This window comes from Methylocella sp. CPCC 101449 (genome assembly GCF_031921685.1).
Lineage (GTDB): Bacteria > Pseudomonadota > Alphaproteobacteria > Rhizobiales > Beijerinckiaceae > Terripilifer.
Window position 1 is genome coordinate 22433 of sequence record NZ_JAPDHU010000001.1, and the last position, 24442, is coordinate 46874.

25 protein-coding genes are annotated in these 24442 nt (G+C 62.6%); 11 read left to right on the plus strand and 14 right to left on the minus strand.

Features of this window, described 5'->3' with window-relative positions:
* The 6 genes from OIM99_RS00090 to OIM99_RS00115 form a co-directional block, all read right to left on the minus strand.
* Positions 1-744 carry a metallophosphoesterase family protein gene (locus tag OIM99_RS00090; protein WP_311848248.1) on the minus strand — a complete coding sequence of 248 codons (744 nt, stop codon included), beginning with the start codon at positions 742-744 and terminating at the stop codon, positions 1-3.
* Positions 745-902: 158 nt separating this feature from the next.
* Positions 903-1391, minus strand: coding sequence for an ATP F0F1 synthase subunit B (locus OIM99_RS00095; protein WP_311848249.1), 489 nt, complete (start codon positions 1389-1391; stop codon positions 903-905).
* 10 nt (positions 1392-1401) lie between these two features.
* Entirely contained in the window at positions 1402-1944 is a 543-nt protein-coding gene (locus OIM99_RS00100) for a F0F1 ATP synthase subunit B (protein WP_311848250.1), read from the minus strand.
* A 78-nt stretch (positions 1945-2022) separates the two neighbouring features.
* Positions 2023-2250, minus strand: a complete 228-nt coding sequence (locus OIM99_RS00105; protein WP_311848251.1) for a F0F1 ATP synthase subunit C — start codon at positions 2248-2250, stop codon at positions 2023-2025.
* Between the two features lie 51 nt (positions 2251-2301).
* Positions 2302-3063, minus strand: a complete 762-nt coding sequence (locus OIM99_RS00110) for a F0F1 ATP synthase subunit A (protein WP_311848252.1) — start codon at positions 3061-3063, stop codon at positions 2302-2304.
* A gap of 33 nt (positions 3064-3096) precedes the next feature.
* Positions 3097-3468, minus strand: a complete 372-nt coding sequence (locus OIM99_RS00115) for an AtpZ/AtpI family protein (protein ID WP_311848253.1) — start codon at positions 3466-3468, stop codon at positions 3097-3099.
* A 286-nt stretch (positions 3469-3754) separates the two neighbouring features.
* Between OIM99_RS00115 and OIM99_RS00120 the strand changes: the two genes are divergently transcribed.
* From OIM99_RS00120 to OIM99_RS00135, 4 genes are all read left to right on the plus strand, one after another.
* Positions 3755-4219: a MarR family transcriptional regulator gene (locus OIM99_RS00120; protein ID WP_311848254.1), complete on the plus strand. Its 465-nt coding sequence runs from the start codon at positions 3755-3757 to the stop codon at positions 4217-4219.
* A gap of 76 nt (positions 4220-4295) precedes the next feature.
* A complete protein-coding gene (locus OIM99_RS00125; protein ID WP_311848255.1) occupies positions 4296-5633 on the plus strand; it encodes an MFS transporter in 1338 nt (445 codons plus the stop codon).
* Entirely contained in the window at positions 5630-6727 is a 1098-nt protein-coding gene (locus tag OIM99_RS00130; protein ID WP_311848256.1) for an LLM class flavin-dependent oxidoreductase, read from the plus strand. Before OIM99_RS00125 ends, OIM99_RS00130 begins: the two co-directional genes overlap by 4 nt.
* Before the next feature lie 22 nt (positions 6728-6749).
* On the plus strand, positions 6750-7253 hold the full coding sequence (locus OIM99_RS00135) for a hypothetical protein (RefSeq protein ID WP_311848257.1): 504 nt from the start codon (positions 6750-6752) through the stop codon (positions 7251-7253).
* A 78-nt stretch (positions 7254-7331) separates the two neighbouring features.
* Here the strand turns inward: OIM99_RS00135 and smc are convergent, their stop codons facing one another.
* From smc to OIM99_RS00150, 3 genes are all read right to left on the minus strand, one after another.
* Complete coding sequence (gene smc, locus OIM99_RS00140; RefSeq protein ID WP_311848258.1) at positions 7332-10790, minus strand: chromosome segregation protein SMC; 3459 nt, start codon at positions 10788-10790, stop codon at positions 7332-7334.
* Between the two features lie 241 nt (positions 10791-11031).
* Positions 11032-11691: a DsbA family protein gene (locus OIM99_RS00145; RefSeq protein ID WP_311848259.1), complete on the minus strand. Its 660-nt coding sequence runs from the start codon at positions 11689-11691 to the stop codon at positions 11032-11034.
* Between the two features lie 101 nt (positions 11692-11792).
* Complete coding sequence (locus OIM99_RS00150) at positions 11793-12308, minus strand: DciA family protein (RefSeq protein WP_311848260.1); 516 nt, start codon at positions 12306-12308, stop codon at positions 11793-11795.
* Positions 12309-12467: 159 nt separating this feature from the next.
* Between OIM99_RS00150 and OIM99_RS00155 the strand changes: the two genes are divergently transcribed.
* Genes OIM99_RS00155 through OIM99_RS00170 form a run of 4 tightly spaced genes read left to right on the plus strand, consistent with a single transcriptional unit; the run spans position 12468 to position 15097 of the window.
* On the plus strand, positions 12468-13412 hold the full coding sequence (locus OIM99_RS00155; protein ID WP_311848261.1) for a metallophosphoesterase: 945 nt from the start codon (positions 12468-12470) through the stop codon (positions 13410-13412).
* A 25-nt stretch (positions 13413-13437) separates the two neighbouring features.
* Positions 13438-13767 (plus strand): cupredoxin family copper-binding protein, encoded by a 330-nt coding sequence (locus OIM99_RS00160; protein ID WP_311848262.1) that lies wholly within the window; start codon positions 13438-13440, stop codon positions 13765-13767.
* Positions 13764-14324 (plus strand): sigma-70 family RNA polymerase sigma factor, encoded by a 561-nt coding sequence (locus OIM99_RS00165; RefSeq protein ID WP_311848263.1) that lies wholly within the window; start codon positions 13764-13766, stop codon positions 14322-14324. Before OIM99_RS00160 ends, OIM99_RS00165 begins: the two co-directional genes overlap by 4 nt.
* The gene (locus tag OIM99_RS00170; RefSeq protein ID WP_311848264.1) at positions 14321-15097 is read left to right on the plus strand and encodes a twin-arginine translocation signal domain-containing protein; all 777 of its coding nucleotides are present in this window, start codon (positions 14321-14323) and stop codon (positions 15095-15097) included. Before OIM99_RS00165 ends, OIM99_RS00170 begins: the two co-directional genes overlap by 4 nt.
* Before the next feature lie 98 nt (positions 15098-15195).
* On the opposite strand, the gene OIM99_RS00175 is transcribed toward OIM99_RS00170, so the two are convergent.
* Both OIM99_RS00175 and OIM99_RS00180 read right to left on the minus strand, forming a co-directional pair.
* Complete coding sequence (locus OIM99_RS00175; protein WP_311848265.1) at positions 15196-15651, minus strand: VOC family protein; 456 nt, start codon at positions 15649-15651, stop codon at positions 15196-15198.
* 31 nt (positions 15652-15682) lie between these two features.
* Positions 15683-16390, minus strand: coding sequence for an isochorismatase family cysteine hydrolase (locus tag OIM99_RS00180; protein WP_311848266.1), 708 nt, complete (start codon positions 16388-16390; stop codon positions 15683-15685).
* Between the two features lie 73 nt (positions 16391-16463).
* Here OIM99_RS00180 and mutY point away from each other — a divergent pair, with 73 nt between their 5' ends.
* Positions 16464-17540: an A/G-specific adenine glycosylase gene (gene mutY / locus OIM99_RS00185; protein WP_311848267.1), complete on the plus strand. Its 1077-nt coding sequence runs from the start codon at positions 16464-16466 to the stop codon at positions 17538-17540.
* A 1-nt stretch (position 17541) separates the two neighbouring features.
* Here the strand turns inward: mutY and OIM99_RS00190 are convergent, their stop codons facing one another.
* From OIM99_RS00190 to OIM99_RS00200, 3 genes are all read right to left on the minus strand, one after another.
* Positions 17542-18576 (minus strand): tripartite tricarboxylate transporter substrate-binding protein, encoded by a 1035-nt coding sequence (locus OIM99_RS00190; RefSeq protein ID WP_311848268.1) that lies wholly within the window; start codon positions 18574-18576, stop codon positions 17542-17544.
* A 35-nt stretch (positions 18577-18611) separates the two neighbouring features.
* A complete protein-coding gene (locus OIM99_RS00195; protein ID WP_311848269.1) occupies positions 18612-20483 on the minus strand; it encodes a thiamine pyrophosphate-binding protein in 1872 nt (623 codons plus the stop codon).
* 166 nt (positions 20484-20649) lie between these two features.
* On the minus strand, positions 20650-21219 hold the full coding sequence (locus OIM99_RS00200) for a glutathione peroxidase (RefSeq protein ID WP_311848270.1): 570 nt from the start codon (positions 21217-21219) through the stop codon (positions 20650-20652).
* Positions 21220-21343: 124 nt separating this feature from the next.
* On the opposite strand from OIM99_RS00200, the gene OIM99_RS00205 reads away from it, so the two are divergent.
* Entirely contained in the window at positions 21344-22375 is a 1032-nt protein-coding gene (locus OIM99_RS00205) for a hypothetical protein (protein ID WP_311848271.1), read from the plus strand.
* A gap of 294 nt (positions 22376-22669) precedes the next feature.
* Positions 22670-24403: a 30S ribosomal protein S1 gene (rpsA, locus tag OIM99_RS00210; RefSeq protein WP_311848272.1), complete on the plus strand. Its 1734-nt coding sequence runs from the start codon at positions 22670-22672 to the stop codon at positions 24401-24403.
* The last annotated feature ends 39 nt before the right edge of the window (positions 24404-24442 follow it).

Consider the following 24442-nt stretch of genomic DNA (forward strand, 5'->3'; position numbering starts at 1 on the left):
TTATTTACCAATGAACAAGCGCGCGGCCAGAATTCTCGGCAGTTCGGCGGCATGGATCTTTCGGGCTGCCTCCTCGACGTCGTAGGGCACGCGCCAATATGTCAGTTCATTCTTGGTCGTGTCGAGAATGCTATAGGCGGCCGAGGGATTTTTATCGCGCGGCTGGCCGACGGAGCCTTGCACCGCCAGCCATTGGCGCTGACCGACCAGGGGGATGGGCGCGCCCGGTTTTGGCGCGAAGAACTTCGCCGGCTTAGTCGGCGTCATGTGATAGAGCTGCGGAATGTGGATGTGACCGCAAAAGGTGATCCGCTGACGGGTGGCCTGCAGGCTGCGCTCGGCGCTTTCCTCATCGCCGACATAGAGCCAGCGGGTGGGCGCCGATGCGTCGGAGTGGACGTAGAGGCGATCCTCGTCCTCGACCTTCATCAGCAGGCTTTCGAGAAAGGAGCGCCGGGCTTGATCGAGCTGGTTATAGGTCCATTCGATGGCGGCCTTGGCATAGTCGTTCATGCCATCGGTGAGGCCCTTGGCGGCGGCATAGTCGTGATTGCCCATCAGGGCGACGGCGCCATCGGCGCAGAGATCAGCCACGCGCTCGACGATATAGGCGGGGTCGGCGCCATAGCCGACGAGGTCCCCAAGGAAGACGAATTGATCGATGTTCTGGCGCACCGCATGGGCAAAGCAGGCATCGAAGGCCTCGCGATTGCCATGGATATCGGAAAAGAAAGCGATACGCATTACGGCCTTGCCCTCGACAACCTTCACTCCCGCCGGCGGCGGTTTTGGTCAAGCGCCGACCTGTAACTGAGCGCACATACCTTGACCGCGGCCAATTGCAAAGAAAAAACCCCGGAGCGTTCCCCGGGGTTTCATCAGAAGCTTGTGTTTGGGTGGGTTCAGTGAACCAGACGGCTCTTCAGCTCGCCGATGCCCTTGGTGATGAGATCGGCCGCGGCCTGGCCCTTGGTTTCGGCCTTCAAAACCGTCTCAGCGGCCTTGGCGGCGACGTCGGCGACGATGGCACGCACGTCATTGGCGGCCTGGGCTTCGGCCATGGCGATCTTCGCCTCGGCCTGTTTGGTGCGCCGGGCGACGAAGTCCTGCATGCGCTCGGCGGTTTCCTTGGCCATGGCTTCGGCTTCGGTCTTGGCCTGCGCCACGATTGCTTGCGCCTCGGCCTCGGCTTCGACCGCCTTCTTCTTGAAAGAGGCGAGCACGGCTTCCGCTTCCTCCCGCAGGCGACGGGCCTGATCGAGTTCGTCGGCGATCATTTTGCTGCGGCCGTCGAGGGCGCTCAGGATCGTGCGGTGCACGCCGAGATAGCCGAGTAGCAGCACGAAGAGAACGAAACCAACGGCGACGAAAAATTCGGCATCGAAATGCATGGACGAACTCCTAGCCGATCTTCTCGGCGGCGACCGCGCGGGCGATAGCCGCCGCGTCGGCACCCTTGCCGGTGATGTGCTTGATGATCTCGCCGGCCGTGTCGGTGGCGATGCCCGCAACCGAGCCCATGGCCTGCGCCTTGGTGGACGCGATCTGCGCTTCGGCCGCCGCGAGCTTGTCGTTCAGGCCGGCTTCGAGCGTCTTGCGATCGCTCTCGATCTGAGCGTTCAGCTTGTCGCGCATCTGCTGCACGGTGGTCTGTGCATTGCCCTTGGCGTCGGAGAGCGCTTTCTCATAGGCGACAGCGGCGTCATCGGCCTGCTTCTGCATGTCGGAAGCGGACTTGAGGTCGCCGGCAATACGGTCTTCGCGGGTCTTGAGGATTTCCGCGACGCGCGGCAGCGCCACCCGCGACATCAGCCAATAGAGCAGACCGAAAGTGATCGCGAGCCAGATGAGTTGCGAGGCGAACCATGTCGGATCGAACGGCGGAAATACGCCTTTGGCGGCACCGGCCGCTGGCGTGGCTGCATAGGCGCTGGAGATGAGCATGCTGCTATCCCGAAAACTTTGTTGAGCGAAACGAGTGAAAATGCCGCGCACGCCCCTGCGCGCGCGGCATCAAATTTATTAGACCACGAACAGCAGGATAATCGCGACGAGGAACGCGAAAATGCCGAGACCTTCCGCGAGCGCGGCGCCGATGAAGGCGCGGCCGAACTGACCGTCGGCAGCCGACGGGTTGCGCAGAGCGCCGGAGAGGAAATTACCAAAAATGGTGCCGACGCCGACGGCGGCGACGCCCATGCCAATCGCCGCGAGACCTGCGCCGATCCATTTTGCTGCTACGGGATCCATATCGAACTCCTGTTCGTGTGTAAGGGCGACTATCTGTTGTTCAAATATTTATCAGTGGCCCGGGTGAATTGCGTCGTTCAGATAGACGCAAGTGAGGATGGCGAAAACATACGCCTGAAGGACAGCGACCAAGAGCTCGAACGCCGTCAGGCCAACGATGGCGAGAAGCGGCAGCGGCGCCAGAATGGAAGCGGCACCTGCACCCAGCAGCATGGTCACGAAGCCGGCAAACACCTTCAGGGTGATGTGACCGGCGAGCATGTTGGCGAAAAGACGAACCGACAGCGAGATCGGCCGCGAAACGAAGGAGATCACTTCGATCATGACGATGACCGGCAACAGCACCATCGGAACGCCGGACGGAACGAACAGACGCAAGAAATGCGTGCCGTGCTTGTAGAAGCCGTAGATGAGGACCGTAAGGATGACGAGCGCGGCGAGCGCGAAGGTCACGATGATCTGGCTGGTCACCGTATAGGTGTAGGGGATGAGGCCGAGCACGTTCGAGAAGACGACGAACATGAACAGCGAGAAGACCAGCGGGAAGAACTTCATGCCGTGATCGCCGGTGGTGGAGCGCACCGTCGAGGCGACGAATTCATAGGCCATTTCGGCGGCGGCTTGCAGGCGGCCCGGCACTAGGGCCCTGCCGCTCGTGCCCCAGATCATCAGGAGCGAGATGCAGGCCAGGATGATGACCATGAACAAAGAGGAATTGGTGAAGGAGGCATCGATGTTGCCGAGGCCGATCTTCACGATCGGCTGAATCTCGAACTGATGGATCGGATCGATCGCGTTTGCTTCAGCCGCCACTTCGTCACCCTTCTCATCCGCGCAAGACGCGCATCAGGCCTTGTCTTTCGGTTTTGCCGGTCCCATCGGACGCGCGGCAATGCGATAGACGTTATAGAAACCCGCCGCTGTCCCTAGCCCCAGAAAGAGGATGAGAAACAACGGCGTCGTAGAAAGCCACACATCGAGCTGCCAGCCGATCAGAAAACCGACCACAACCCCCGCCACAAACTCAGACAGGACGCGAAAGCCTAAACTCAGCGCCCGCCCGGTTTCAGCCCCCGGGATATCCGTATTCGCCCCGGCCTTGCGCTCGCGCGCATCGAGATTCTGTTCCTTCAACGCCCCCGACAAACGGTCGAGACGCGCCCGAAGTTCAAGATCCTCGCGGCTCCGACGATCCTCGTCACTTTCGTGCCCGGACATCTGCGGTCTCATGCGGCGCGGCCTGCGCTCGCGCAAGTGCGACGCCAGAAAAAATGAAGGAATCCCTTGCGAGCCGGGCGCAACATATTGACGCGGGTATGGACTGTCAATGCGTCAACGCCTCCGCTGGAAAACAAAAAATCCAAATATTTTCATATACTTGAAACCCACAAAAAGAGCTTTTCCCCGGCCCTCGTTTCTGTTCGGATGAAAAGACGCGACCGATAGCTTAAGGCAGCCAAACGAACGCGTTGCCCAGCCCAGGCGCGTGAGGGGATGAAACAGCTTGGAATCGAAGACGATGCGACCGCTCTATGACTTGCCCGGCCATCTGGTTCGGCGGCTGGTTCAGCTCACGCAAGGAATTTACGAGAGCGAGGCCAAATCCTTTGGCGTCACCCATGCACAATTCGCCATCCTGCAAACCGTGCATCTGGCGCCGGGGCTCGAACAGCGGGAAATCGCGGAGGCGGCCGGCTACGATTCGGTGACCGCCAGCCATATGATCCGCAAGCTCGAGGCCATGAACCTGCTGCGCCGCGACAAAGGCAGCCGTTCGCGACGCGGAAACTCGCTGCACCTCACGACGGCCGGTGCCGAGAAGCTCAAGGAGATGGAACCGGCCATCGCCCGCGTCCAGGAACGCTTGGTGGAACGTCTGTCGCCGGAGAAGCGCACGCTGTTTTTGCAGCTCCTGTCGGAAATAACCGGGGTCGAAAACGCCTATCGGAACGTCGACCTACAAAAATAAGCATACTAATTATTGACAGGTCGGTGCGGAGCCGGCACAGTCCGCCTCCATAACGACCAAGTCCGGGGAGGACAGGATGGACCTTGAAGCAGGGCGCATCGCCGCACGCCCAACTGCGCCCGCTTCATCGTTTCGTCTTTGGTACATGGCGGGGATCCTCTGCCTGACCAATGCGGTCTCTTTCGTCGATCGCCAGTCGCTGCCGTTGCTGATCAACCAGATCAAAGGCGATTTTCAGATCAACGACACGCAGGTGAGCCTGCTCGTCGGCTTCGCTTTCATTCTTACCTATGCGGGCCTGTCGATTCCCGCCGGCATACTGGTCGACCGGTTCAGCCGCCGCGCCGTGCTGTCAGCCGGCATCGGCTTCTGGTCGGCCTCCACGATGTTCTGCGCCTTCGCCACGAATTACTGGATGATGTTCGTCGGCCGCCTCGGCATCGGCGCGGGCGAATCCGTGGTCGGGCCCGGTGCGGCCTCGATCATTCGCGATGCCTTCGCGCCCGATCAACGCGGCCGCGCCGTCGCCATCTGGGCGATGGGCGCCAATATCGGCGCCGCCGCCGCTCTCTTGCTTGGCGGCCTCATCCTGCGTGCCGTCGGCGACGCGCCCTCCACGACCGTGCCGCTGTTTGGCACCGTGCGCTCCTGGCAGGTGGTGCTGTTCGGATGCGCGTTGATCACTCTGCCTGTCGCGCTGCTGGTGCTGACGTTCCGCGAGCCAGCACGCACCGGCACACGGGCGCCCGAGCACAGTGGCATGAAGTCGGCGCTCGCTTTCATGGCGCGGCGCTGGAAGGTCTTCGCTCTGGTCTTCCTGGTCAACGGGCTCACCATCATCATGACCGTGCCGCATGGCATATGGGCGCCGGCCATGTTCGAGCGCGTTTGGAAACTGTCGCGACCGGAGATCGCTTTCACGCTGGGTATCATGACCTTGGTGTTCGGGGCGTCGAGCCAATTCATCGCCGGCACCGTGCTCGATCGGTTGGAGCGTGCCGGTATTGCCAATCCTGTGCCGCTCTTTGGTATCATCGTCTGCGTGCTGGCCTTTCTGCCTGGCGTTTACATGCCGCTTGCGCCTAATGTGACGGTCGCCTGGGTGCTGCAAGCGCTCTACATGCTGATCGCCACGTCGCTCTTCACGATCGGCACAGCCTTCGTCACGCGCCTCGCCCCGCCGGAAATGGCCGGCAAGATCACTTCGCTGCATTTCCTTTGGATGGGCCTGATCGGCACGCTCGTCGGCACGACGCTTTATGCGGTGGTGGCCGACACGGTTTACGGCCACGCCGGGCCGCTCGCCATTGCCTATTCCCTCTCGACCGTCGTCGGCATTCTCACCGTCTTGTCGATCATCGTCTACGCCCTTCTCATGCTCATCACACGTCAAGAAAGCACGAAAAGCCCATGAAAGCTGCCCTCTTCTCCACCTGCAAATATAACGGGCCGGCGCTCGACAAAGGCTGGCCCGTATCCGGCGCCGTCTATTCGCGCCAAGCCGCGCAAGATTCGATGCAGCAAAGCCTCGACCAGTTTCAGTTGGCCGATGAACTCGGCTTCGACTGGGTGACGGTGGCCGAGCATCACTATGCGCCGTTCTCGCTGACGCCCAATCCAATGGTGATGGCCGGCGCGCTGACGCAAGTCATCAAGCGCGCCAAGATCGCGTTGCTCGGCGCCGACATTCCGATCCTCAATCCGGTGCGCGTGGCGGAAGAATTCGCCATGCTCGATACGATGACGGGCGGCCGCGTCGTCGCCGGCATGCTGCGCGGCACGCCGAACGAATATGTCACCTACAATATCAATCCGGCGGAATCGCGCGCGCGCTTCGAAGAAGCGCTGCATCTGATCAAGATGGCCTGGACGCAGACCGAACCGTTCGGCTGGCAAGGCCGCTATTACGAATACCGCACCGTTTCGATCTGGCCGCGTTGCGTGCAGGAGCCGCATCCGAAAATCTATATGTCCGGATCGAGCCCGGAAGCCGGCGAATTCGCCGCCAAGAACAAAGTCGGCCTCGGCTTCGCCGTCACCACCGTGCCGCTGGCTGCAAAGGCCGCCGCACATTACCGCACTCAGGCTGATCGCTTCGGCTGGGAGCCGGAACCGGAGGATGTGATCTATCGCGTCGCCGTGCATGTCGGCGAAAACGACGATCAGGCCCTGGAAGATTTCGTCGAAGCGACGAAGACCGGCGCACGCACGGGCCTCACCATGGCCAATCGGGGCCTCGAAAGCGCCATCGCCGAAACCGGCTACTATGGCCGCGATGCCGACATGCAACGCCAACGCCTGATGCCGCGCAGCCTGCAGGAGCGTATCGATCAAGGCCAGATCCTGCTCGGCGGCCCCGACACCGTGTTGAAGCAGATCGAGAACATCAAGCGCGAACTCGGCGCCGGCGTCATCGATTTCACCGTCGCGCATCAGATGGGCGACAAGACCGTCCGCAGCATCGAACTGCTCGGCGAAAAAGTGCTGCCGCGCATCCGGCATTGGTGAGAAATTGGGCAAGGAACTGACGATGAACACCACCGTGAACGCGACTTCATCCACCGCGCCGCTGCTCTGCTTCGGCTTTGCCGACGCCGATGCTTCCCCCGCCTTGAAACTGATCGCCGCCGGACGCGCCGTCGTTTCGGGCGCCGATCAGGCGGCGACTTCGGCGATCATCGCCAAGGGTGCGGCCTGCGGCGAGGCCCTGTCCTTCGCCGCGCAATATGCCGGTATCGTCGAATCGCTCATCCTGATCGCGCCCGATGAAGCCACGGCGAAACGCGCCGGAGAAATCGGCGCCGAATGCCAGGCACAGGTTCTGGCCCTGGCGGGCACGCTCGACGCGAAGAGTGGCGCGGCCGCCACCGCGATCAAGCAGGCCCTGCCCTCCTGCCATCTCGTCTATGTTTTCGACACGAGCAAAGACATGGATATCGAACGGCCGGAAGCGCTGGCGAAAGTGGCGCGGGATTTTCTCGCCCGCCGCGACAAATTCCTGGTCAGCAATGCGGACGGCCGTATCACACCGTAGACGCCGCAAGATAGACAACGAAAAAAGCCGTCGCCCAAAAGCGACGGCTTTATTTTTATCTGTGTCGGACGGCGTTGATTATTCCGCCGCCACCATCACTTCGGCCTGCGCCAGGTCGACGCTGACGAGCTGCGACACGCCGCGCTCGGCCATCGTCACACCGAACAGCCGATCCATGCGGGCCATGGTGATCGGGTTGTGGGTGATGGTGATGAAGCGCGTGTCGGTCTTGCCGCGCATTTCGGCGAGCAGGTTGCAGAAGCGTTCGACGTTGGAATCGTCGAGCGGCGCATCCACTTCGTCGAGCACGCAGATCGGCGACGGGTTGGTCAAGAACACCGCGAAGATCAGCGACATCGCCGTCAGCGCCTGCTCACCGCCCGACAGCAGGGTCATGGTCGAGGGCTTCTTGCCCGGCGGACGGGCCATGATTTCGAGGCCAGCTTCCAGTGGATCGTCGGATTCGATCAACTGCAATTCGGCTGAACCACCGCCGAACAGGCTAGTGAACAGCTCCTTGAAGTGATTGTTGACCACATCGAAGGCGGCGACCAGACGCTCACGGCCTTCCTTGTTCAAGCTCTGGATGGCGGTGCGCAGTTTGCGGATCGCTTCCGTCAGATCGTCGCGCTCGGTGGTCAGCGCATCGCGACGGCCTTCGATGTCGCCCAATTCGTCGTCGGCGCGCAGATTGACGGCGCCGAGACGTTCGCGATCCTGCTTGAGCTCTTCGAGCCTGCGCTCAACATCGGCCCCCTCGGGCAGTTCATCGTCGGGTTCGACGCCGGCCAGAGCCGCCACCGCGTGGGGTTCGCATTCGAGGTCGGTGGCGATGCTGTGGATGATGTCCTGGTTGCGCTGGCGCAGAGCTTCGACGCGCGCTTCCGAACGCGCCCGTTCTTCACGCACCGCCGACATGGCATCGAGCGTCATGCGCGCGACGCGATCGCTTTCGGCGAGGCGCGTCTCGGCTTCCGTCCGCTTGTCGGAGGCGAGCTTGCGGGCCTCTTCCGCCTTGTCGACTTCGCCGATCAGGGCGCGACGGCGTTCGAGGAACAATTCCGGCGCTTCCGCCAAACGCTCCAGCTCCTCGCGCGCTTCGGCGATACGCTCTTCGTAATCGGCGATCTGGCCGGTGGCGCGGCCGCGCCGCTCGTCCCAGGATTGGCGCTCATTGTTGATCGCCATCAGGCGCTGCTGGCGCACCTGAGCTTCGCGGCCAAGCGACTGCACGGCGGCGCGGGCTTCCGACGTCTCGGCGCGGGCGTGGGCGGCCGAAGCGCGGGCACGATCGAGCTTGCCGGTAAGCTGCGCGGTCGGTGCCAGGGTTTCGAGCGCGTTCTGCGCTTCGCCATGTTTGGCGCGGGCTTCGTCGCGGTTCTGGGTCAGCCGGTTGGAGGCTTCTTCCAGCGCCGATACGCGGGCGCCCGACTGGGCGCGCTTGCGTTCGGCCGCATTCAAAGCCTCGCGCGCTTCGCCAAGCAACCGCTGGGCGTTACGGGCGTCATTGCGGGTCTGCGTCTCGGCCATGGCCGCGACACGCACCCGTTCGACCATCTGCTCGGCCTGCACCTTCAACGCGTCGGCGACGCGGCGGGCTTCCTCGGCCTCACGGGTGAGATCGCCCAGGCGATTGCGCTCGGCCAGACGTCGGGCGGCCGGTGTCGGCGCTTCGGCGGCGGCAACGAAACCGTCCCAACGCCACAGGTCGCCTTCCTTCGAAACCAGGCGCTGGCCGGGCTTCAACAGCTTCTGCAGATGCGCGCCTTCGGTGCGCACGACGACGCCGATCTGATTGAGGCGGCGGGCCAGCTGCTGCGGCGCGGTGACCAGTTTCGCCAGCGGCTCGACACCCGGCGGCAGCGGCGCGTCTTCGGCATGATCGCCAAGCAGCGACCAATGGGCGGGCGCCGAGGCATTGACGGAGGCGTCGAGATCGTCGCCGAGCGCGGCGCCAAGCGCGGCCTCATAGCCCTTCTCGACATTGATTTCATCGACCACCGGCGGCCACAGATCGCTCTCGGCGGTGGCCAGCAGTTTCGACAGGGTGCGCACTTCGGTCTCGAGCCGGTGCGCCTTGCGATCGGCATCGGCGAGCGGCGTGCGCGCTTCGCTTTCAGCGGCGCGCGCTTCACCATGCGCGCCTTCAGCTTCGAGCGCGGCCTCTTCAGCGGCCGACAGGGCTTCCTGCGCGGCTTCGAGCGCTTCCGCCAGCGCGGCGAATTCATCCTCGGCGACGCCAGCGGCGCGCAGATTTTCGAGTTCGGCGGCGACCTGCGTCAGTTCGTTCTCGAAGCGCTGCAAGCGCTGCGTCTCGTCGTTCAAAGCCTGCTGCAAGGCATTGCGGCGGGCGTTGATGTCGGACAGCGCCGCCTGGGCTTCGGCCAGCGTCGCTTCCGTCTCGGCCAGACGGCCTTCGGCGTCGGCGAGCTTTTCCTTCGCCTCGTATTCGAGATCACCGGCGGCTTCCGTCGCCTGATCGAGATCGGCGACTTCCGCATCGAGACGATTCAGCACGCTGGCGGCATCGTCGATCAATGCCTTCTCGCGCGCCATGTCCTTTTCGAGCTGGGCCTGACGGCGCTCGAGTTCGACGACGCGCTGCTTGGCGCGCTCTTCCTCGCCCTCGAGCTGTTCGCGTGCCAGGATGAGGCGCTGCAAAGCCGCGCCGGCCTTGGCTTCCTCGTCACGCAGCGGCGGCAGTTCGTAAGCGGCGATGGCCTGCAAGCGCGCCGATTCCGCCTGCTGACGGGTGCGCTCTTCGACTTCGCGGGTATCGGTGTCGAGCTTGCTTTCGGCTTCAGCCATCTGCCGGGTGACGTCGCGATAGGCGATGTGCAGGAGCAGCGCCTCGGCCTTGCGGATTTCAGCGGCCAGCCCCTTGTAACGGGTCGCCTGACGCGCCTGGCGCTTGAGGCTGTCGACCTGCGAGTCGAGCTGCTTCATCACGTCTTCAAGGCGATTGAGATTGTCCTCGGCGCCCTTCAGGCGCAGTTCCGCCTCGTGGCGGCGGGAATGCAGACCGGCGACACCGGCGGCATCTTCGAGAATGCGGCGGCGCTGCTGCGGCTTGGCGGAAATGATTTCGCCGATCATGCCCTGGCGCACCATGGCGGGCGAACGGGCACCGGTGGCGGCATCGGCGAACAGCAGTTGCACGTCGCGGGCGCGCACTTCCTTGCCGTTGAAGCGGTAGGTCGAACCGGCTTCGCGCTCGATACGGCGCGAGATTTCAAGGAGATCGGCGTCGTTGAAGGCGGCGGGCGCCGAGCGGTCGGCGTTGTCGAGCACCAGCATGACTTCGGCCGCATTGCGCGACGGTCGGTTGCCGGAGCCCGAGAAAATGACGTCGTCCATGCCCGAGGCGCGCATGGATTTGTAGGAGTTTTCACCCATCACCCAGCGCAGGGCTTCGACAAGGTTGGACTTGCCGCAACCGTTCGGTCCGACCACGCCGGTCAGACCTGGCTCGATGATGAAATCCGTCGGCTCACAAAAGCTCTTGAAGCCTGTGAGCCGCAGCCGATTGAACTTCATACGCCTCGTTCCTTACGCAAATCCGGGTCTTCCTCCCGGTTCGGCCACCCTCCGCGAGGGCGGCATCACCAGGGTCGGATCACCCCCTGCCTGTCCGTTGAACGATTCGGCCGCAGGGCGCATCCCTGCCTCTAAGCCGTCATAAAGGCTCGTAACAGGCAAGACGCAGCCTCTGATTCTGGCCAATTTTCCTGTGAGAAAAGGCCGTTTGGAGGCTGCGGTGCAGGAACTTATGCGATTCTCAGCTCTTCAGGGAGGGCAGAATGAGCTTTTCCATCTCCTCCAGGGAGACCGCGCCGACTAGGCGAGTGCCGTTGATGAAGAAGGTCGGCGTCGAATTGACGGAGAATTTCTCCGCGCCCTGATCGCGCACCTTGCCGATATTGTCATAGAGCGCTTGGTCCTTCAGGCAGCTCTCGAACGTCTCCTGCGACATGCCGGTCTGGCGCATCAAGGTCATCAGGCCCTGCAACGGCTTGTCCGACATCGCCCAGTTCTTCTGCTGCGCCAGCAGCAGACCGACGACCGCATCGCGCTTATCGTCGCCCGAGCAGCGCGCCAGCATGAAACCCGCCTGGGCCAGCGGATCGAACGGGAATTCGCGCATGGTGAAACGCACCTTGCCCGTGTCGATATATTTGGTTTTCAACTCTTTATATGTCGTCTCATGGAAATGCGCGCAATGCGAGCAGGTCGCCGACGCATATTCGATAATGGTGACCGGGGCCTTTTCGTCGCCTTGCCAGATGTCGGGCAGCGCGCCGGGCTTCATCAGCTCAGCCGACGGCACATTTTGCGCGAAGGCCGCCGAGGGGAGCAGGCTCGCGGCGAGGAGCGCGGCCGAACCAACAGCGGCGCCCTCAAGAACCTGACGGCGGGTTTTGCGAAGTGTGACAGACATGAACTGAACCATTCCTGTGAGAAAGGAGGAGCCGAGATGGGCTAAGTGCCGAATGTGGCAAGCTGGCGACGGGCCAGCAAGGCAAACTTATAGACTTTTTCTCACGTTTTCGCGCGTTGCGGTTGAAAAACCCGGGCGCCAAGCCGATTCAGCGCCCCGCGCAGATCATCGTCATCAATGCCTTGCGTTACCGCGGCCGCCCGCTGCTGTTCCACTGGCCCAGGCGGGAGGACCTTGCGACGCCCGGCGCCTTCCCGCCGGACAGGCCCCTGTTTCAGCACCACCCGGCCGACGCAGCGCCAACCGAGGCGGGCATTGACCCGTTCGACCAGAAGCGGGCCGACGTGCTGGAATTCGAGGGCGAAAGCCCCCTCCACCCGCAGAATCAGGCTGGCCGGCTCAGGCGGAGCATCGGGCGAGCGCCCAGGCGGGCGGACCGGCCATTGCAGCCGCAGCGGCTCGCTCACCGCCGCCAGGCGCGCGCCAGCGATCTCAGGCCAATGCAACAAGATGTCCGCCTCGCCAAACCCCTGTTTGGCGACGACCGGATTGATCGCCTGCGGCACGAACTCGCCGAGCGATCGGGGAAAATTGCGTTTGCGAGGGGCGGAAACCATGGCCCTATCCTAACATGCCGGCCACGCAAAGTCGTGGGCCGAGCCACCGTCCCATCGCCGTCATTCCCGCTGTTCATCAAAAAATTCGAGAGAGCGCGGGAATAAACTTACCCTCCCGCGAGTCTCCTTCACGTCGCCCCTGATGTGAAGGAGATCACCATGGCGCAGGATAACAGTTCCATCGATCGGCGCCGCACGCTCGAATGCATGGTGTGGGCGGGCAGCGGCGTGTTGTGGACCCTGGTCGGCGGCGTGCCGCAGACCTCCGCCGTGCTGGGAATGGAAACCGCCCAGGCGCAGGCGGCGACCGGCTTCAGCTTCCTGCAAATCTCCGACAGCCATATCGGTTTCAAACAGGCGGCCAATCCCAATCCGCTCGCGACCTTACAGGAGGCCATCGGCAAGGTCGGCGGCATGGCGACGAAACCCGCCTTCATGATCCACACCGGCGACATTTCCCATCTGTCGAAACCGGAAGAATTCGACGACGCCGAAAAGATCATCGCTGGCGCACGGCTCGATGTTCATTACGTGCCCGGCGAGCACGATATCGTCGATGAAGGACGCGGCGCAGACTATATGAACCGCTTCGGCCGAAGGCAGAAAGCGCAAGGCAGCGGCTGGTATGCCTTCGATCACGACGGCGTGCATTTCGTCGGCCTCGTCAATGTCGCCGATCTCAAGGCGGGCGGCATGGGCTCGCTTGGCGCGGCCCAGATCGCCTGGCTGACGGAGGATTTGAAGGACAGAAGCGCTTCCACGCCGCTGGTGATCTTCGCGCATATTCCACTGTGGACCGTCTATGCGGATTGGGGTTGGGGCACCGATGACGCGGCGCAGGTTCTCGCCCTCGTCAAACGCTTCGGTTCGGTGACCGTGCTCAACGGCCATATTCACCAGATCATGCAGAAGGTCGAAGGCGCGGTGACGTTCCATACCGCGCGCTCCACCGCCTTTCCGCAACCCGCACCCGGAACGGCGCCCTCGCCCGGCCCGATGAAAGTGGCGGATGAGCGGCTGGGCAGCGTGCTCGGCACCACGGCGATCACGGTCAAACGCGGCAGCGAGCCGCTCGCCATCATCGACAGCGCGCTGAAAGCCTGATCGATCCGGATATTGGAGACATCTCATGACCATCGATTTGGATCGCCGCCGCTTGTGCGCGGCCGCCGTTCTTTTGCCCTTGCTGACGCAACGCGTTCGGGCCGATGAGGCCACCGTGAAGATCGAAAACTTTTCCTTCACGCCGGACACGCTCAACGTCAAAGCCGGCACCGTGGTGATCTGGAGCAATGACGACGACATTCCCCATTCGGTGGTGACCACCGATGGCAAGGTGCATTCCCGCGCCCTCGACACCACGGACACGTTCCGTTTCACCTTCGCAACGCCTGGCACCTACGATTACTTTTGCGGGTTGCATCCCCATATGAAGGGGAGGATCATCGTGACACCGTGAGAGGTTCGCATGCCTCCTGTGCGCGCTTGACCGACGAGACCCGCAGCCGCTTGTTCCGCGAGGTGGTGATGCCCCATCTCGACGATGCCTTCGTGTTCGCGCGTTGGTTGACCGGCAATCCGACGGATGCCGAGGATGTGGTGCAAGACGCTTGTCTGCGCGCCTTGAACGGCATCGAGCACTATAGCGGCGGCAATGCACGCGCCTGGCTATTCTCGATCGTGCGCAACACGACATTCACTTGGCTGGCGCGCAATCGCCCAAAAACTTTGGTGCTCACCGATGATCTGGAAAGCGCCGCGCGTGACGCATCCACAGTGATGGAAACCCTGACACCGGAGGCCCAGATGATCGCCCAAGCCGATGCAGCGCTTCTCCAGGCCTCCATTGACGCCCTGCCCGCGCCCTTTCGAGAGGCGCTGGTCATGCGCGAATTCAACGGCCTCAGCTATCGCGAAATCGCCAGCATCGTCGACATTCCCGTCGGCACGGTGATGTCGCGTTTGGCCCGCGCCCGCGCTCTGTTGATCGAGCGGATCGGGAAGGAGATGTCATGAACGACAGGCCTCTTGATCCGCACCTGACGTTGCAGGCCGCTCTCGACGGCGAGCTCGATGCGGCCAGCCAAGCCGCCTTCGAACACCAGCTTGCGGGGGACCCCGCGCTCGCCGCGACCTATGAACGTCACCTCGCGCTGCGCCGCGCACTGCAAACGCGGATGCCCCGCACATCGGCGCCGCCCGCGCTGCGTGCCCGATTGCAGGCGGCCACAGGCGCAGCGATCGCGACACCCGCGCGGGCGCAGCGACGCGATTTTATGAAGATGGCGGCGGCCTTGGCCATCGGCATTGGCCTCGGTGGCAGCGCTACTTATCTCATCCTTCAGCGCCGCGCGCCGGGCGTCGATGAAGCCCTCATCGCCAACCATCGGCGTGCCCTTCTCGCCGGAACGCCCGTCGACGTCGCCTCGAACGACCGGCACAACGTCCGCCCCTGGTTCGATACGCGGATCGCCATTTCGCCACCGACGCCGGACCTTGCGACCCAAGGCTTCCCTCTTCTCGGTGCCCGCATCGACGTGGTGAATAGCGCCCCGGCGCCCGTCCTGGTCTATCGCGTCGGCGCCCATGTGGTGAGCGTGACCGCCCTTCCCGGCGACGTTACTTCACGCCAGGCGGATGATGATGCCGGCTTTCACGTTCTGCCCTGGCGCCATGCGGCCTTTACGTTCTTGATGGTCACCGACGCCGAGCGACAAGAACTCACCCGCTTCGCCGACGCTTTCAAGGCCGCACTTGCCAATGATGCGGCCGCCCCGCCCGCCCCCTAAGGTCTTTCACCGTTTCCCTGAAACGGTGAAAGACTTCGGACTCTTGTTTTGATGCGTTTTCTTCACCCGAACCGGTGCCCACTTCGCTTGAAAACGCTCTAGTCGGACCTGCCGGCGCGGCGATACATATCGTCGACGGTGAGGTTTTCAATGCGGCTGGCGATGATCCAGCGATGACCGAAAGGATCCTGTAATCGGGCAACCCGATCGCCATAGAATTCGTTGGCCACCGGCCGCAGCAGCGTCATGCCGGCGGCCACCGCGCGCTCGGCCACCTGATCGACATCGGGCACGTAAATGTGCAGCGAAACGGGCGAGCCGCCGAGCGTTTTCGGGCTGACCACGCCGTATTCGGGAAATTCGTCGGAGACCGAGAAACGGGCCTTGCCGATCAGAAGTTCGGCATGGCCGAGACGGCCGTCCGGCTCGTCGAAGCGCATGGTCACATCAGCGCCAAATGCCTGCTTGTAAACTTCGACGGCCTGCGCGCCTCTATCGACGCACAGACCGGGCACGCCCCCCGCATAGTCCTCGGGCACCGGATTGACCGCCATTGCCGCCTCCCATGCGTTGTCGCACCGCCTCTTATTCGGCGGCGGTGCGGATGTTGCTGCGTTGTTTCAACAGATCGACCAACATGGCCGTATCCATCACGTCGCCAAAGGTCAGATAGATCGATCGCAAAGTGGCATTGTGTTCGTCATCGTTGTCGGCGGCATTGCCGTCGGACACCATGACGACCTTGTAGTTCATCATCATCGCGTCGCGCGCACTCGACTCGCAGCAGACATTCGTCACCGTTCCGGTGATCAACACCGTATCGACGCCCTGTTCGCGCAAAATCGCATCGAGATCGGACGAATTGTGGATGAAGGCGCTGAAACGATGCTTCTCGACATAAAGATCTTCGGGCTTGGCGTCCATTTCCGGCCACAGCGCATAGCCTTCCGAGCCGCGCTCGAGAGCCGAAAAGCGCATCAGGGCGCGCTCGTGCGTCACCATCTTGTGCGCATTGGACCAGGTGATCTTGTCGCCGGCCGTGCAGGCGGTCTGAATCCACACGACGATACCGCCGGTTTCGCGCACGGCTTGCGCCAGCTTGTTGATGGCGGGAACGATTTTCGGCGCCATCTGGCAGGGCGCATGGGCCACCGGCAGCGGCATGAAGGCGTTCTGCATGTCGATGACGATGAGTGCCGTCTTCGACGGGATCAGATCGTCGTGAATATGTTCCTTCCCCCGCCGCTTGATCACACGGTCGATCACGGATTGTGGGATGTCGATCTTGTGCATGATTTTTCTTTCTCCGCTGGATTGCGCGTATGGTCGACTAGCCACTGTGCCTGGAAATGCTCTAAACAATGGCATGGTTCCTCCAGCAAGCCCATCGAAAAAAGGCAGCGCCAGCATCGCGGCTGATCTGCTCACTTGGTATGACGTGCATCGTCGGCGCTTGCCTTGGCGCGCACTGCCCGGCCAAAAGCCTGATCCCTATGCGGTCTGGCTGTCGGAAATCATGCTGCAACAGACCACCGTGACGGCAGTTAAGCCCTATTACGAGCGCTTTTTAGGCCTTTGGCCTACGGTCAAGGCACTCGCGGCCGCACCCATCGAAGAGGTGATGAAAGCCTGGGCAGGCCTGGGCTATTACAGTCGCGCGCGCAATCTGCACGCCTGCGCGATCGCCGTGGCCGAACGGCATGCGGGCGTCTTTCCCGACAGCGAAGAAGCGCTGCGCGCCCTGCCCGGTATCGGCCCTTATACGGCAGCCGCCATTGCCGCGATCGCCTTCGGCCAACGCGCTGTTGTCGTCGACGGCAATGTCGAACGCGTGGTGACGCGGCTCTTCACCATCGACACGCCGATGCCTTCAGCCAAACCGCTCATTCGCGCCAGAGCCGACACGATCACGCCCGATGCGCGGGCCGGCGACTTTGCGCAGGCGATGATGGATCTTGGCGCGACGATCTGTACGCCGAAGACGCCGGCCTGCGTGCTCTGTCCATTAGCTATTCACTGCATCGCCCGTGCCGAGGGGACGCAACAGCGCTTTCCCGTGAAAGCGCCGAAGGTGGAACGGCCGCATCGTACCGGCGCGATTTTTTATGTGCGGCGGGCTGACGGCAAAGTGCTGGTGCGCCGCCGTCCACCGAAAGGTCTGCTCGGCGGCATGCTGGAATTTCCCGGCAGCGAATGGCGTACCGACTTCGCACAGAGTGAGGCGCTGGCCCATGCGCCGATCGAGACAAAATGGCGCCGCAAGATCGGCAGCGCCGACCATGTGTTCACTCATTTCTCCCTGGCGCTGACGGTTTACACCGGCGAAGTGCCGCGCCAGACGGCAGCGCCGGACGGCGCGCAATGGATGGACGAAGGCGAACTCGCCGGCGAAGCGCTCCCGAGCGTCATGCACAAGGTGATGCAGCACGCGCTCGGTATGTAAGCTAATAATATTTATCCGCGATGACGTACTTCACTTCCTTCTGGCGCTCGGGCGTGAGGCCGACAAGACTGCGGCGCATCAATTCGGAGATTTCCTCGGGCTCGCCGAAAAACGCCGGCTGCTGCTGTTTCTCGAATTCCTTCAGCGCTTCCGGATCGGTCAGAACTTCCTTCGTGACCTTGCGCAGAAACGCGAGCTTTTCCTGATCCATGCCCGGCGGCACGATCAGGATGCGGCCGATCTTGCGAATGTCTTCGCGGAAATCGAGCCACCATTGCGCCTCCTGATCGAGCTTGGCGGCTTCGTAGATGGTCGGCACATCGGGCATCAGCCGCGAGCGCTCACGCGCGGTCACCAAGACGCCGCGCAATTGCCCGCCTTGGGCATAACGGGCAGACGAATCCTCCACCAGCACCGTGCCGTCGACTTCGCCCCGCACGGCGGCGAGCGCAAAATCGGCCGATGACTTGTAGCCGATCGTGATCTTGCATTGCAGCTTCAACGCATGGCACATCACCGCCGACGTGTCGGAAGCCGCATCCGTTTTGCCATTGGCGCCGATCTCCAAAGGTTTCGACTGCTTCAACAGATCGTCGACGGTGTAATAGCTGGACTTGGGATAGACGATCAGCACACGCGGCGCCGTGTTCACCCGCGCCAGCAGCCCGTATTTCATCAGATCGAAGCGCAAGGCCACGTCGTCGATGAGCTTGCCGAGAACGGCGCCTTCGCCCGGCGCCAGCATGATCGTCAGCCCGTCGGGCGGCTGGATCCACACGTGGTTCATCGCGATCATCATGCCGGCACCAGGTCGTGAATCGACGAGGACTTTTGCCCCAAGCTTCTGCTCGAGATAGGGCGCCAGCATGCGCGAATAGAGATCGTAGCCGGACCCCGCCGCACCGCCGTTGACCAGACGAACCGTCTTGCCCTTGTAAAATTCCAGCATCGCATCGGCCTTGGCTGGGATCGACACCCAGACACAGAGCGCGCACGCCATCACGATCCTGCGCGAAATTCCGCGAGCAACTTTCATCTCCCCTCCCACTGTTTGATGAATTCGCTTGGCTCCTAATCCTTGCGTCCGCTCGTGTGGCCGCGATTACCCTCGCCCGGCGCGCCGACGTCGACACGCGCGTCAATGACGTAGAGGCCGCCCGCGTTCACGATCGCCTCGCCACGTTTAAGCGCTTCGCGGAAGGCGGCAGCCGATTCCACTGGCCCTTCACCCTGAAGCCCCTGTGCCTTGGCCAAGCCGACGAGATCGATGGCCGGATGCACCATCTCCTGGCCGACGAATTTGTTCTCGACTGGACGGTCACGGACCACCGCCATCCGTTCCTGATGCGCCACGTCGTTGTAGTAGACGCGGTTGTTGGCGATCACCACGAGCAGCGGAATGCCCATATGCGCCGCCGTCCAGAAGGCGTTGCAGCCCATGGCGAAGTCGCCATCGCCCATGACGGCCATGGGAAAACGTCCGGAATTCTTGATCGCCAACGCCGTGCCGATCGCATTGGAAGGACCAGCGCCGACACCCCCGCCACCATCGATCCCCATGTAATCGAGCGGATGACGGAAGTTGACCGTATCCGCCGGCCATCCCAGCGAATAGCCGGCCATCGTCACCTCGCGGGTATCGCAGAATTCGCGCACCACCAGCGCCAGGTCGCGCAGGCTCATCATGCCCTCAGTGCGCGGCGCCGACAGCGGCTTGGCCTGCCGCACCGGCCATTTCGGTTCGGTCTTGGCGCTGTTTCCGCGCAGTCTGCGCACCGCCTCGGTGAGCGGCCGGATCATCTGATCCGGTGTCGACAGGATTTTCAGGTCCACCGGCGGCAGGCCGAAGTGATCCATGCTCCAGCCGTTGTGCAGATAGTCGTCGACACTGCAATGGATGACCTTCGCTTCCACCGGCGCGTCCTTGCCGAGGGTGAGAACGAAATAACCGCGCAGGTCGATCCAGTCGAGCGACAGGATGACGTCAGCCTCTTTGACGTAGCGTGCGCTCTCGGGCGAGGGCCGGTGCCGCGGCTCCATGACGTGCAACGGATGTTCGGTCGGAAAGGCCGCTGACGTCTTCATGTCGGTGAGCACGACGCCGCCGATGGCCTCGGCAAGATCGATGCGGGCCTGCCAATCGTCGAGGGTGCGCGACACGCGCCCCATCAGGATGAGGGGGCGCTTGGCTTCGGCGAGCAGTTTAGCGGCGCGTTCGATCGCCTCAGCCGAAGGTGCGGGCGGCTCGCCGGGCGCGAAGCGTTCGAGATCGGGAAATTGCATCTCCTTCTCGAGCTTCGATTCCTGAAGGCCAACGTCGAGGCAGACATAGGTCGGGCCATACGGCGGCGTCGCGGCGATTTGCCAGGCGCGCGTCAGCGATTCCACGCTGGCAACAGCCGAGCGCGGCTCGTCGTCCCATTTCGTATAGTGCCGGATCAGCGCGCCCTGATCCTTCGCCGTATGAATCCAATCGATCCACGGCCGCCGCTCGTCGGCGTCGCCCGGTCCCGTCGCGCCGAGAATGACGATCGGATTGCGCGCGCACCAGGCGTTGAAGATCGCCATGGTCGCGTGCATCAGGCCGACATTGGAGTGGACCGCGACCGCCATCGGCTTCTCGGTGACCTTGGCATAGCCCTGAGCGATGCCGACCGCATGTTCCTCATGCAGGCACACGAGCATTTGCGGATCGCGATTGCCGAGATAGTTGACGAGACTGTCGTGCAAACCGCGATAGGAAGCGCCCGGCGTCAATGCAATATAACGCAGGTCGAGACGCCGCAGCATCTCGGCCATCGCATCCGAGGCCCAGCCCATCTGCGCATTTGAAGGGCGCACCAATGTGTCTTTATCGTCGAAGCGCGCCGTCGCAAGGGCAACGCCGCTCTTATGCGATCCCGCCTTGGCGACGTCCTTCAGTGCCGGTCCCTTCTGGGCCATGCGTTAACCTCCCATCATTTTTGCTTTGCAGTTATCTGCTCCGGAATTAGCTACATCAGCCTCTCCCAGCGGCGCAAGCGGTGTGCGCATGTGTTATTGTTCAGGCCGCCTGCCATGTGCGCTCAACTCAATCATGTTCTCAGTCAGAACGCCGCTCGGAGCGCGCCTAATTCGAGGCGGGCTCCGCCAGCTCGCGTTCGATGGCGGCGATGATCTGCGGATCATCGGGCGCGACGTTGCTGGCAAAGGCCGCCACGATATGTCCGTCGCGGCCGATAAGGAATTTGTGGAAATTCCAGGCTGGCGTTTCCTTCGGCCGTTCGCTCGCCGCCCATCTGTAGAAGCGATGCGCCGATGGCCCTTTGACGACGGACTTTTCCGTCATCGGGAACTGCACCTTGAAGCTTTCCACCGTGGCGGTGATCTCCGGCGCGCCACCTGGTTCCTGCCCGCCGAAGTCATTGGACGGCACGCCGATCACCGTGAGGCCGCGATCGCGATAGCGTTCGTAGAGCGCCTCCAGCGCCGTGTATTGGTTGGTGTAGCCACAGAAGCTCGCCGTATTCACCACCAGCACTGGTTTGCCCGCATAGTCTACGAGCCGCACTTCGCCGCCGTTGAGACCGGCAAAGGAAAAGGCATAGGCGGTCATGCGGCTGAACTCCTGCGCCAGCGCCTGTGCCGGCAGTAGGCCGAGAGCGAGCAGACCGAGTAGTCCTCTGCGATCGACGGTCATGGCGAACCTCCTATCCAGCAAGCTTAGCCGATTTGGCCGCGTCTGTGCAGAGCTGGGGTTATGGGCTTGGCGCGCGCCGCCCGGCGTGCACAATCGCGGCACTATAACAAAACAGGAGGAAACCATGGGCTCGAGGGGGCGCACGTGTGCCATTGCCGCTGTTACGATCGGTTGGGGCCTCGCCGCCCTGCCCGCCGCGGCGCAAAGCGACGGCTATTTCAAAGGCAAGACCTTCACCATCAATGTCGGCGGCACGGCGGGCGGTGGCATCGATCTGGGCGCGCGGATGGTCTCGCGCTACATCGCGCAATATCTGCCGGGGCATCCGAGCGTACTGGTCCAGCTCGTGCCGGGCGCCGGCGGCGTACGGCTGGTCGAGCAATTGTTCTCGGTCGCCCCCCGAGATGGCACGACGATCGGCGCTTTCGCCACCGGGCCGTTGATCGAGCCGCTGATCTCCACCCGCAAGGTCGCCTATAAAATGAGCGACTTCACCGCCGTCGGCGCGCTGGAACACGACGTCAATTTCTGCGCCACCTTCCACACGTCGCAGACGAAAACGCTGGAGGACGCCAAGAAGCGCGAGACGACCATGGCCGGCACAGGTGCGGCCTCTTCGACCGACATCTATCCGCTGGCGCTGAATGCCACGCTCGGCACGAAATTCCGGGTCATCACCGGTTATGTCGGCACCCAGGAAACCATCATGGCGATCGAACGCGGCGAAACCGACGGGCGCTGCGGCTGGGGCTATTCGAGCCTGAAATCCTCCAAACCGGACTGGCTGCGCGAGAAAAAGATCAATTTCCTGGTGCAACTGTCCCTGCAAAAGCACCCCGACGCCCAGGATGTGCCGCTGGCGCTCGATCTGATGCGCACCGACGAGGATCGCCAGATGATGCGCATCCTGGTGACGCCGCAAGAGGTCACCCGGCCCTATCTCGCCCCGCCGGGCCTACCACCGGAGCGGGCACGGGAGGTGCGGGCCGCCTTCTGGTCTGTCATGCAGGACAAGGATTACCAGGCCGAATACACCAAGATCATGGGCGAGGCGCCGACCCCGACCAAGGGCGAGGACATGCAGAAGCTGCTGGAGAGCATCTATGCCACCCCGGAACCGGTGGTCGACAGGCTGCGGACGATTTTGAAGCCTTGAGGGCCATTTTGGCCCGAAATCAGGTCATTTTTGCCGCAGGCTTCCTTGCGAAAGCCTGGGCGAACTGTTAGATAAGCCACGTTTTCGAGGTTGGGCTCTTTTGAGGCTTGGCCCCGGAAACGGAACCGCTCTTTTGCGCTGGCACCTCGCCGGCCCGCCTGACAGGCGGAGGTTCACCCGGAAACGGGCGATCTCCGGCGCAAGACAGCAAACCGCAACACAAACCCAAGCCGGCGAATTCGGTCCGCTCATCCGCCAAAATCAAGACGCGATCCGGACCTCCCAGGAGAAACAATGGCAAATACGTCGTCTAGCTTTGCGCCGTCGCGCGAAGATTTCGCCGCCATGCTCGACTCGAGCTTTGGCGAGAGCGATGCCCTTGAAGGTTCGGTCATCAAGGGAATCGTGGTCGCCCTCGAAAAGGATGTGGCGGTCATCGATATCGGCCTCAAGACTGAAGGCCGTGTGGCTATCAAGGAATTCACCGGCCCCGGCCGCGACCAGGAACTGAAGGTCGGCGACGAGGTCGAAGTCTATCTCGAGCGTATCGAAAACGCGCTCGGCGAAGCGGTCATCTCGCGCGACAAGGCGCGCCGCGAAGAGAGCTGGGTCAAGCTCGAAAAGGCTTTCGAGGCCAAGGAAAAGGTCGAAGGCATCATCTTCAACCAGGTCAAGGGCGGCTTCACCGTCGACCTCGACGGCGCCGTGGCCTTCCTGCCGCGCTCGCAGGTGGACATCCGTCCGATCCGCGACGTCTCGCCCCTCATGGGCCAGCCGCAGCCGTTCGAAATCCTCAAGATGGATCGTCGCCGCGGCAACATCGTCGTGTCGCGCCGCACGGTCCTCGAAGAGAGCCGCGCCGAACAGCGCCACGAAATCGTCGGCAAGCTCGAGGAAGGCCAGATCATCGAAGGCACCGTCAAGAACATCACCGATTACGGTGCGTTCGTTGACCTCGGTGGCATCGACGGTCTGCTGCATGTCACCGACATTGCCTGGCGCCGCGTCAACCATCCGAGCGAAGTGCTCAACATCGGCCAGACGGTTCGCGTACGTATCGTGAAGATCAATCACGAAACGCACCGCATCTCGCTGGGCATGAAGCAGCTCCTCGACGATCCGTGGCAGGGCATCGAAGCGAAATACCCGCTCAACGCCCGCTTCCACGGCCGCGTCACCAACATCACCGACTACGGTGCGTTCGTCGAACTGGAGCCGGGCATCGAAGGCCTCATCCACGTCTCCGAAATGTCGTGGACGAAGAAGAACGTGCATCCAGGCAAGATCGTCGCGTCGAGCCAGGAAGTCGATGTGCAGGTGCTCGAAGTCGATCCGGTCAAGCGCCGTATCTCGCTCGGCCTCAAGCAGACCCTGCAGAACCCGTGGGAAGCCTTCGCTGAGAAGTTCCCGAAGGGCTCGATCGTCGAAGGCGAAGTCAAGAACAAGACCGAGTTCGGTCTGTTCGTCGGCCTCGAAGGCGATGTGGACGGCATGGTCCACCTCTCCGACCTCGACTGGAAGCGCCCGGGCGAGCAGGTCATCGAAGAGTACAAGAAGGGCGATGTGGTCAAAGCCCAGGTGCTCGACGTCGACATCGAGAAGGAACGCATCTCGCTCGGCATCAAGCAGCTCGGCACCGACCCGTTCGTCGCCGCCACCAGCGCCTCGGAAGAGGGTGGTGAACTGCGCAAGAACGCCGTCGTCACCTGTGAAGTGCTGGAAGTGAAGGAAGGCGGTCTGGAAGTGCAGATCGTCGGTACTGATCTGCAGACCTTCATCAAGCGCAACGAACTCGCCCGCGATCGCGGCGATCAGCGTCCGGACCGCTTCACGGTCGGCCAGAAGTTCGATGCCCGCGTGACCGTGTTCGACCGCAAGGCGCGCAAGGTGACCGTCTCGATCAAGGCCCTGGAAATGGCCGAAGAGAAGGAAGCCATCGCCCAGTTCGGTTCGGCCGACTCGGGTGCGACGCTTGGCGACATCTTGGGCACCGCGCTCAAGGCTCGCGAGAACGCGCAGAAGAAATAATCGGGTTATCCCGGTAATCGAGGCCCGCGCGGAAACATC

Coding starts and splice junctions, on each gene's coding strand:
- OIM99_RS00160 (WP_311848262.1), top strand. CDS start 13,438: ATGACCATCGATTTGGATCGCCGCCGCTTGTGCGCGGCCGCCGTTCTT.
- OIM99_RS00095 (WP_311848249.1), bottom strand. CDS start 1,391: ATGCATTTCGATGCCGAATTTTTCGTCGCCGTTGGTTTCGTTCTCTTC.
- OIM99_RS00145 (WP_311848259.1), bottom strand. CDS start 11,691: ATGTCTGTCACACTTCGCAAAACCCGCCGTCAGGTTCTTGAGGGCGCC.
- OIM99_RS00135 (WP_311848257.1), top strand. CDS start 6,750: ATGAACACCACCGTGAACGCGACTTCATCCACCGCGCCGCTGCTCTGC.
- OIM99_RS00130 (WP_311848256.1), top strand. CDS start 5,630: ATGAAAGCTGCCCTCTTCTCCACCTGCAAATATAACGGGCCGGCGCTC.
- OIM99_RS00205 (WP_311848271.1), top strand. CDS start 21,344: ATGGGCTCGAGGGGGCGCACGTGTGCCATTGCCGCTGTTACGATCGGT.
- OIM99_RS00170 (WP_311848264.1), top strand. CDS start 14,321: ATGAACGACAGGCCTCTTGATCCGCACCTGACGTTGCAGGCCGCTCTC.
- rpsA (WP_311848272.1), top strand. CDS start 22,670: ATGGCAAATACGTCGTCTAGCTTTGCGCCGTCGCGCGAAGATTTCGCC.
- OIM99_RS00175 (WP_311848265.1), bottom strand. CDS start 15,651: ATGGCGGTCAATCCGGTGCCCGAGGACTATGCGGGGGGCGTGCCCGGT.
- OIM99_RS00090 (WP_311848248.1), bottom strand. CDS start 744: ATGCGTATCGCTTTCTTTTCCGATATCCATGGCAATCGCGAGGCCTTC.
- OIM99_RS00200 (WP_311848270.1), bottom strand. CDS start 21,219: ATGACCGTCGATCGCAGAGGACTACTCGGTCTGCTCGCTCTCGGCCTA.
- OIM99_RS00100 (WP_311848250.1), bottom strand. CDS start 1,944: ATGCTCATCTCCAGCGCCTATGCAGCCACGCCAGCGGCCGGTGCCGCC.
- OIM99_RS00180 (WP_311848266.1), bottom strand. CDS start 16,390: ATGCACAAGATCGACATCCCACAATCCGTGATCGACCGTGTGATCAAG.
- OIM99_RS00190 (WP_311848268.1), bottom strand. CDS start 18,576: ATGAAAGTTGCTCGCGGAATTTCGCGCAGGATCGTGATGGCGTGCGCG.
- OIM99_RS00150 (WP_311848260.1), bottom strand. CDS start 12,308: ATGGTTTCCGCCCCTCGCAAACGCAATTTTCCCCGATCGCTCGGCGAG.
- OIM99_RS00125 (WP_311848255.1), top strand. CDS start 4,296: ATGGACCTTGAAGCAGGGCGCATCGCCGCACGCCCAACTGCGCCCGCT.
- smc (WP_311848258.1), bottom strand. CDS start 10,790: ATGAAGTTCAATCGGCTGCGGCTCACAGGCTTCAAGAGCTTTTGTGAG.
- mutY (WP_311848267.1), top strand. CDS start 16,464: ATGGTTCCTCCAGCAAGCCCATCGAAAAAAGGCAGCGCCAGCATCGCG.
- OIM99_RS00195 (WP_311848269.1), bottom strand. CDS start 20,483: ATGGCCCAGAAGGGACCGGCACTGAAGGACGTCGCCAAGGCGGGATCG.
- OIM99_RS00115 (WP_311848253.1), bottom strand. CDS start 3,468: ATGTCCGGGCACGAAAGTGACGAGGATCGTCGGAGCCGCGAGGATCTT.
- OIM99_RS00105 (WP_311848251.1), bottom strand. CDS start 2,250: ATGGATCCCGTAGCAGCAAAATGGATCGGCGCAGGTCTCGCGGCGATT.
- OIM99_RS00155 (WP_311848261.1), top strand. CDS start 12,468: ATGGCGCAGGATAACAGTTCCATCGATCGGCGCCGCACGCTCGAATGC.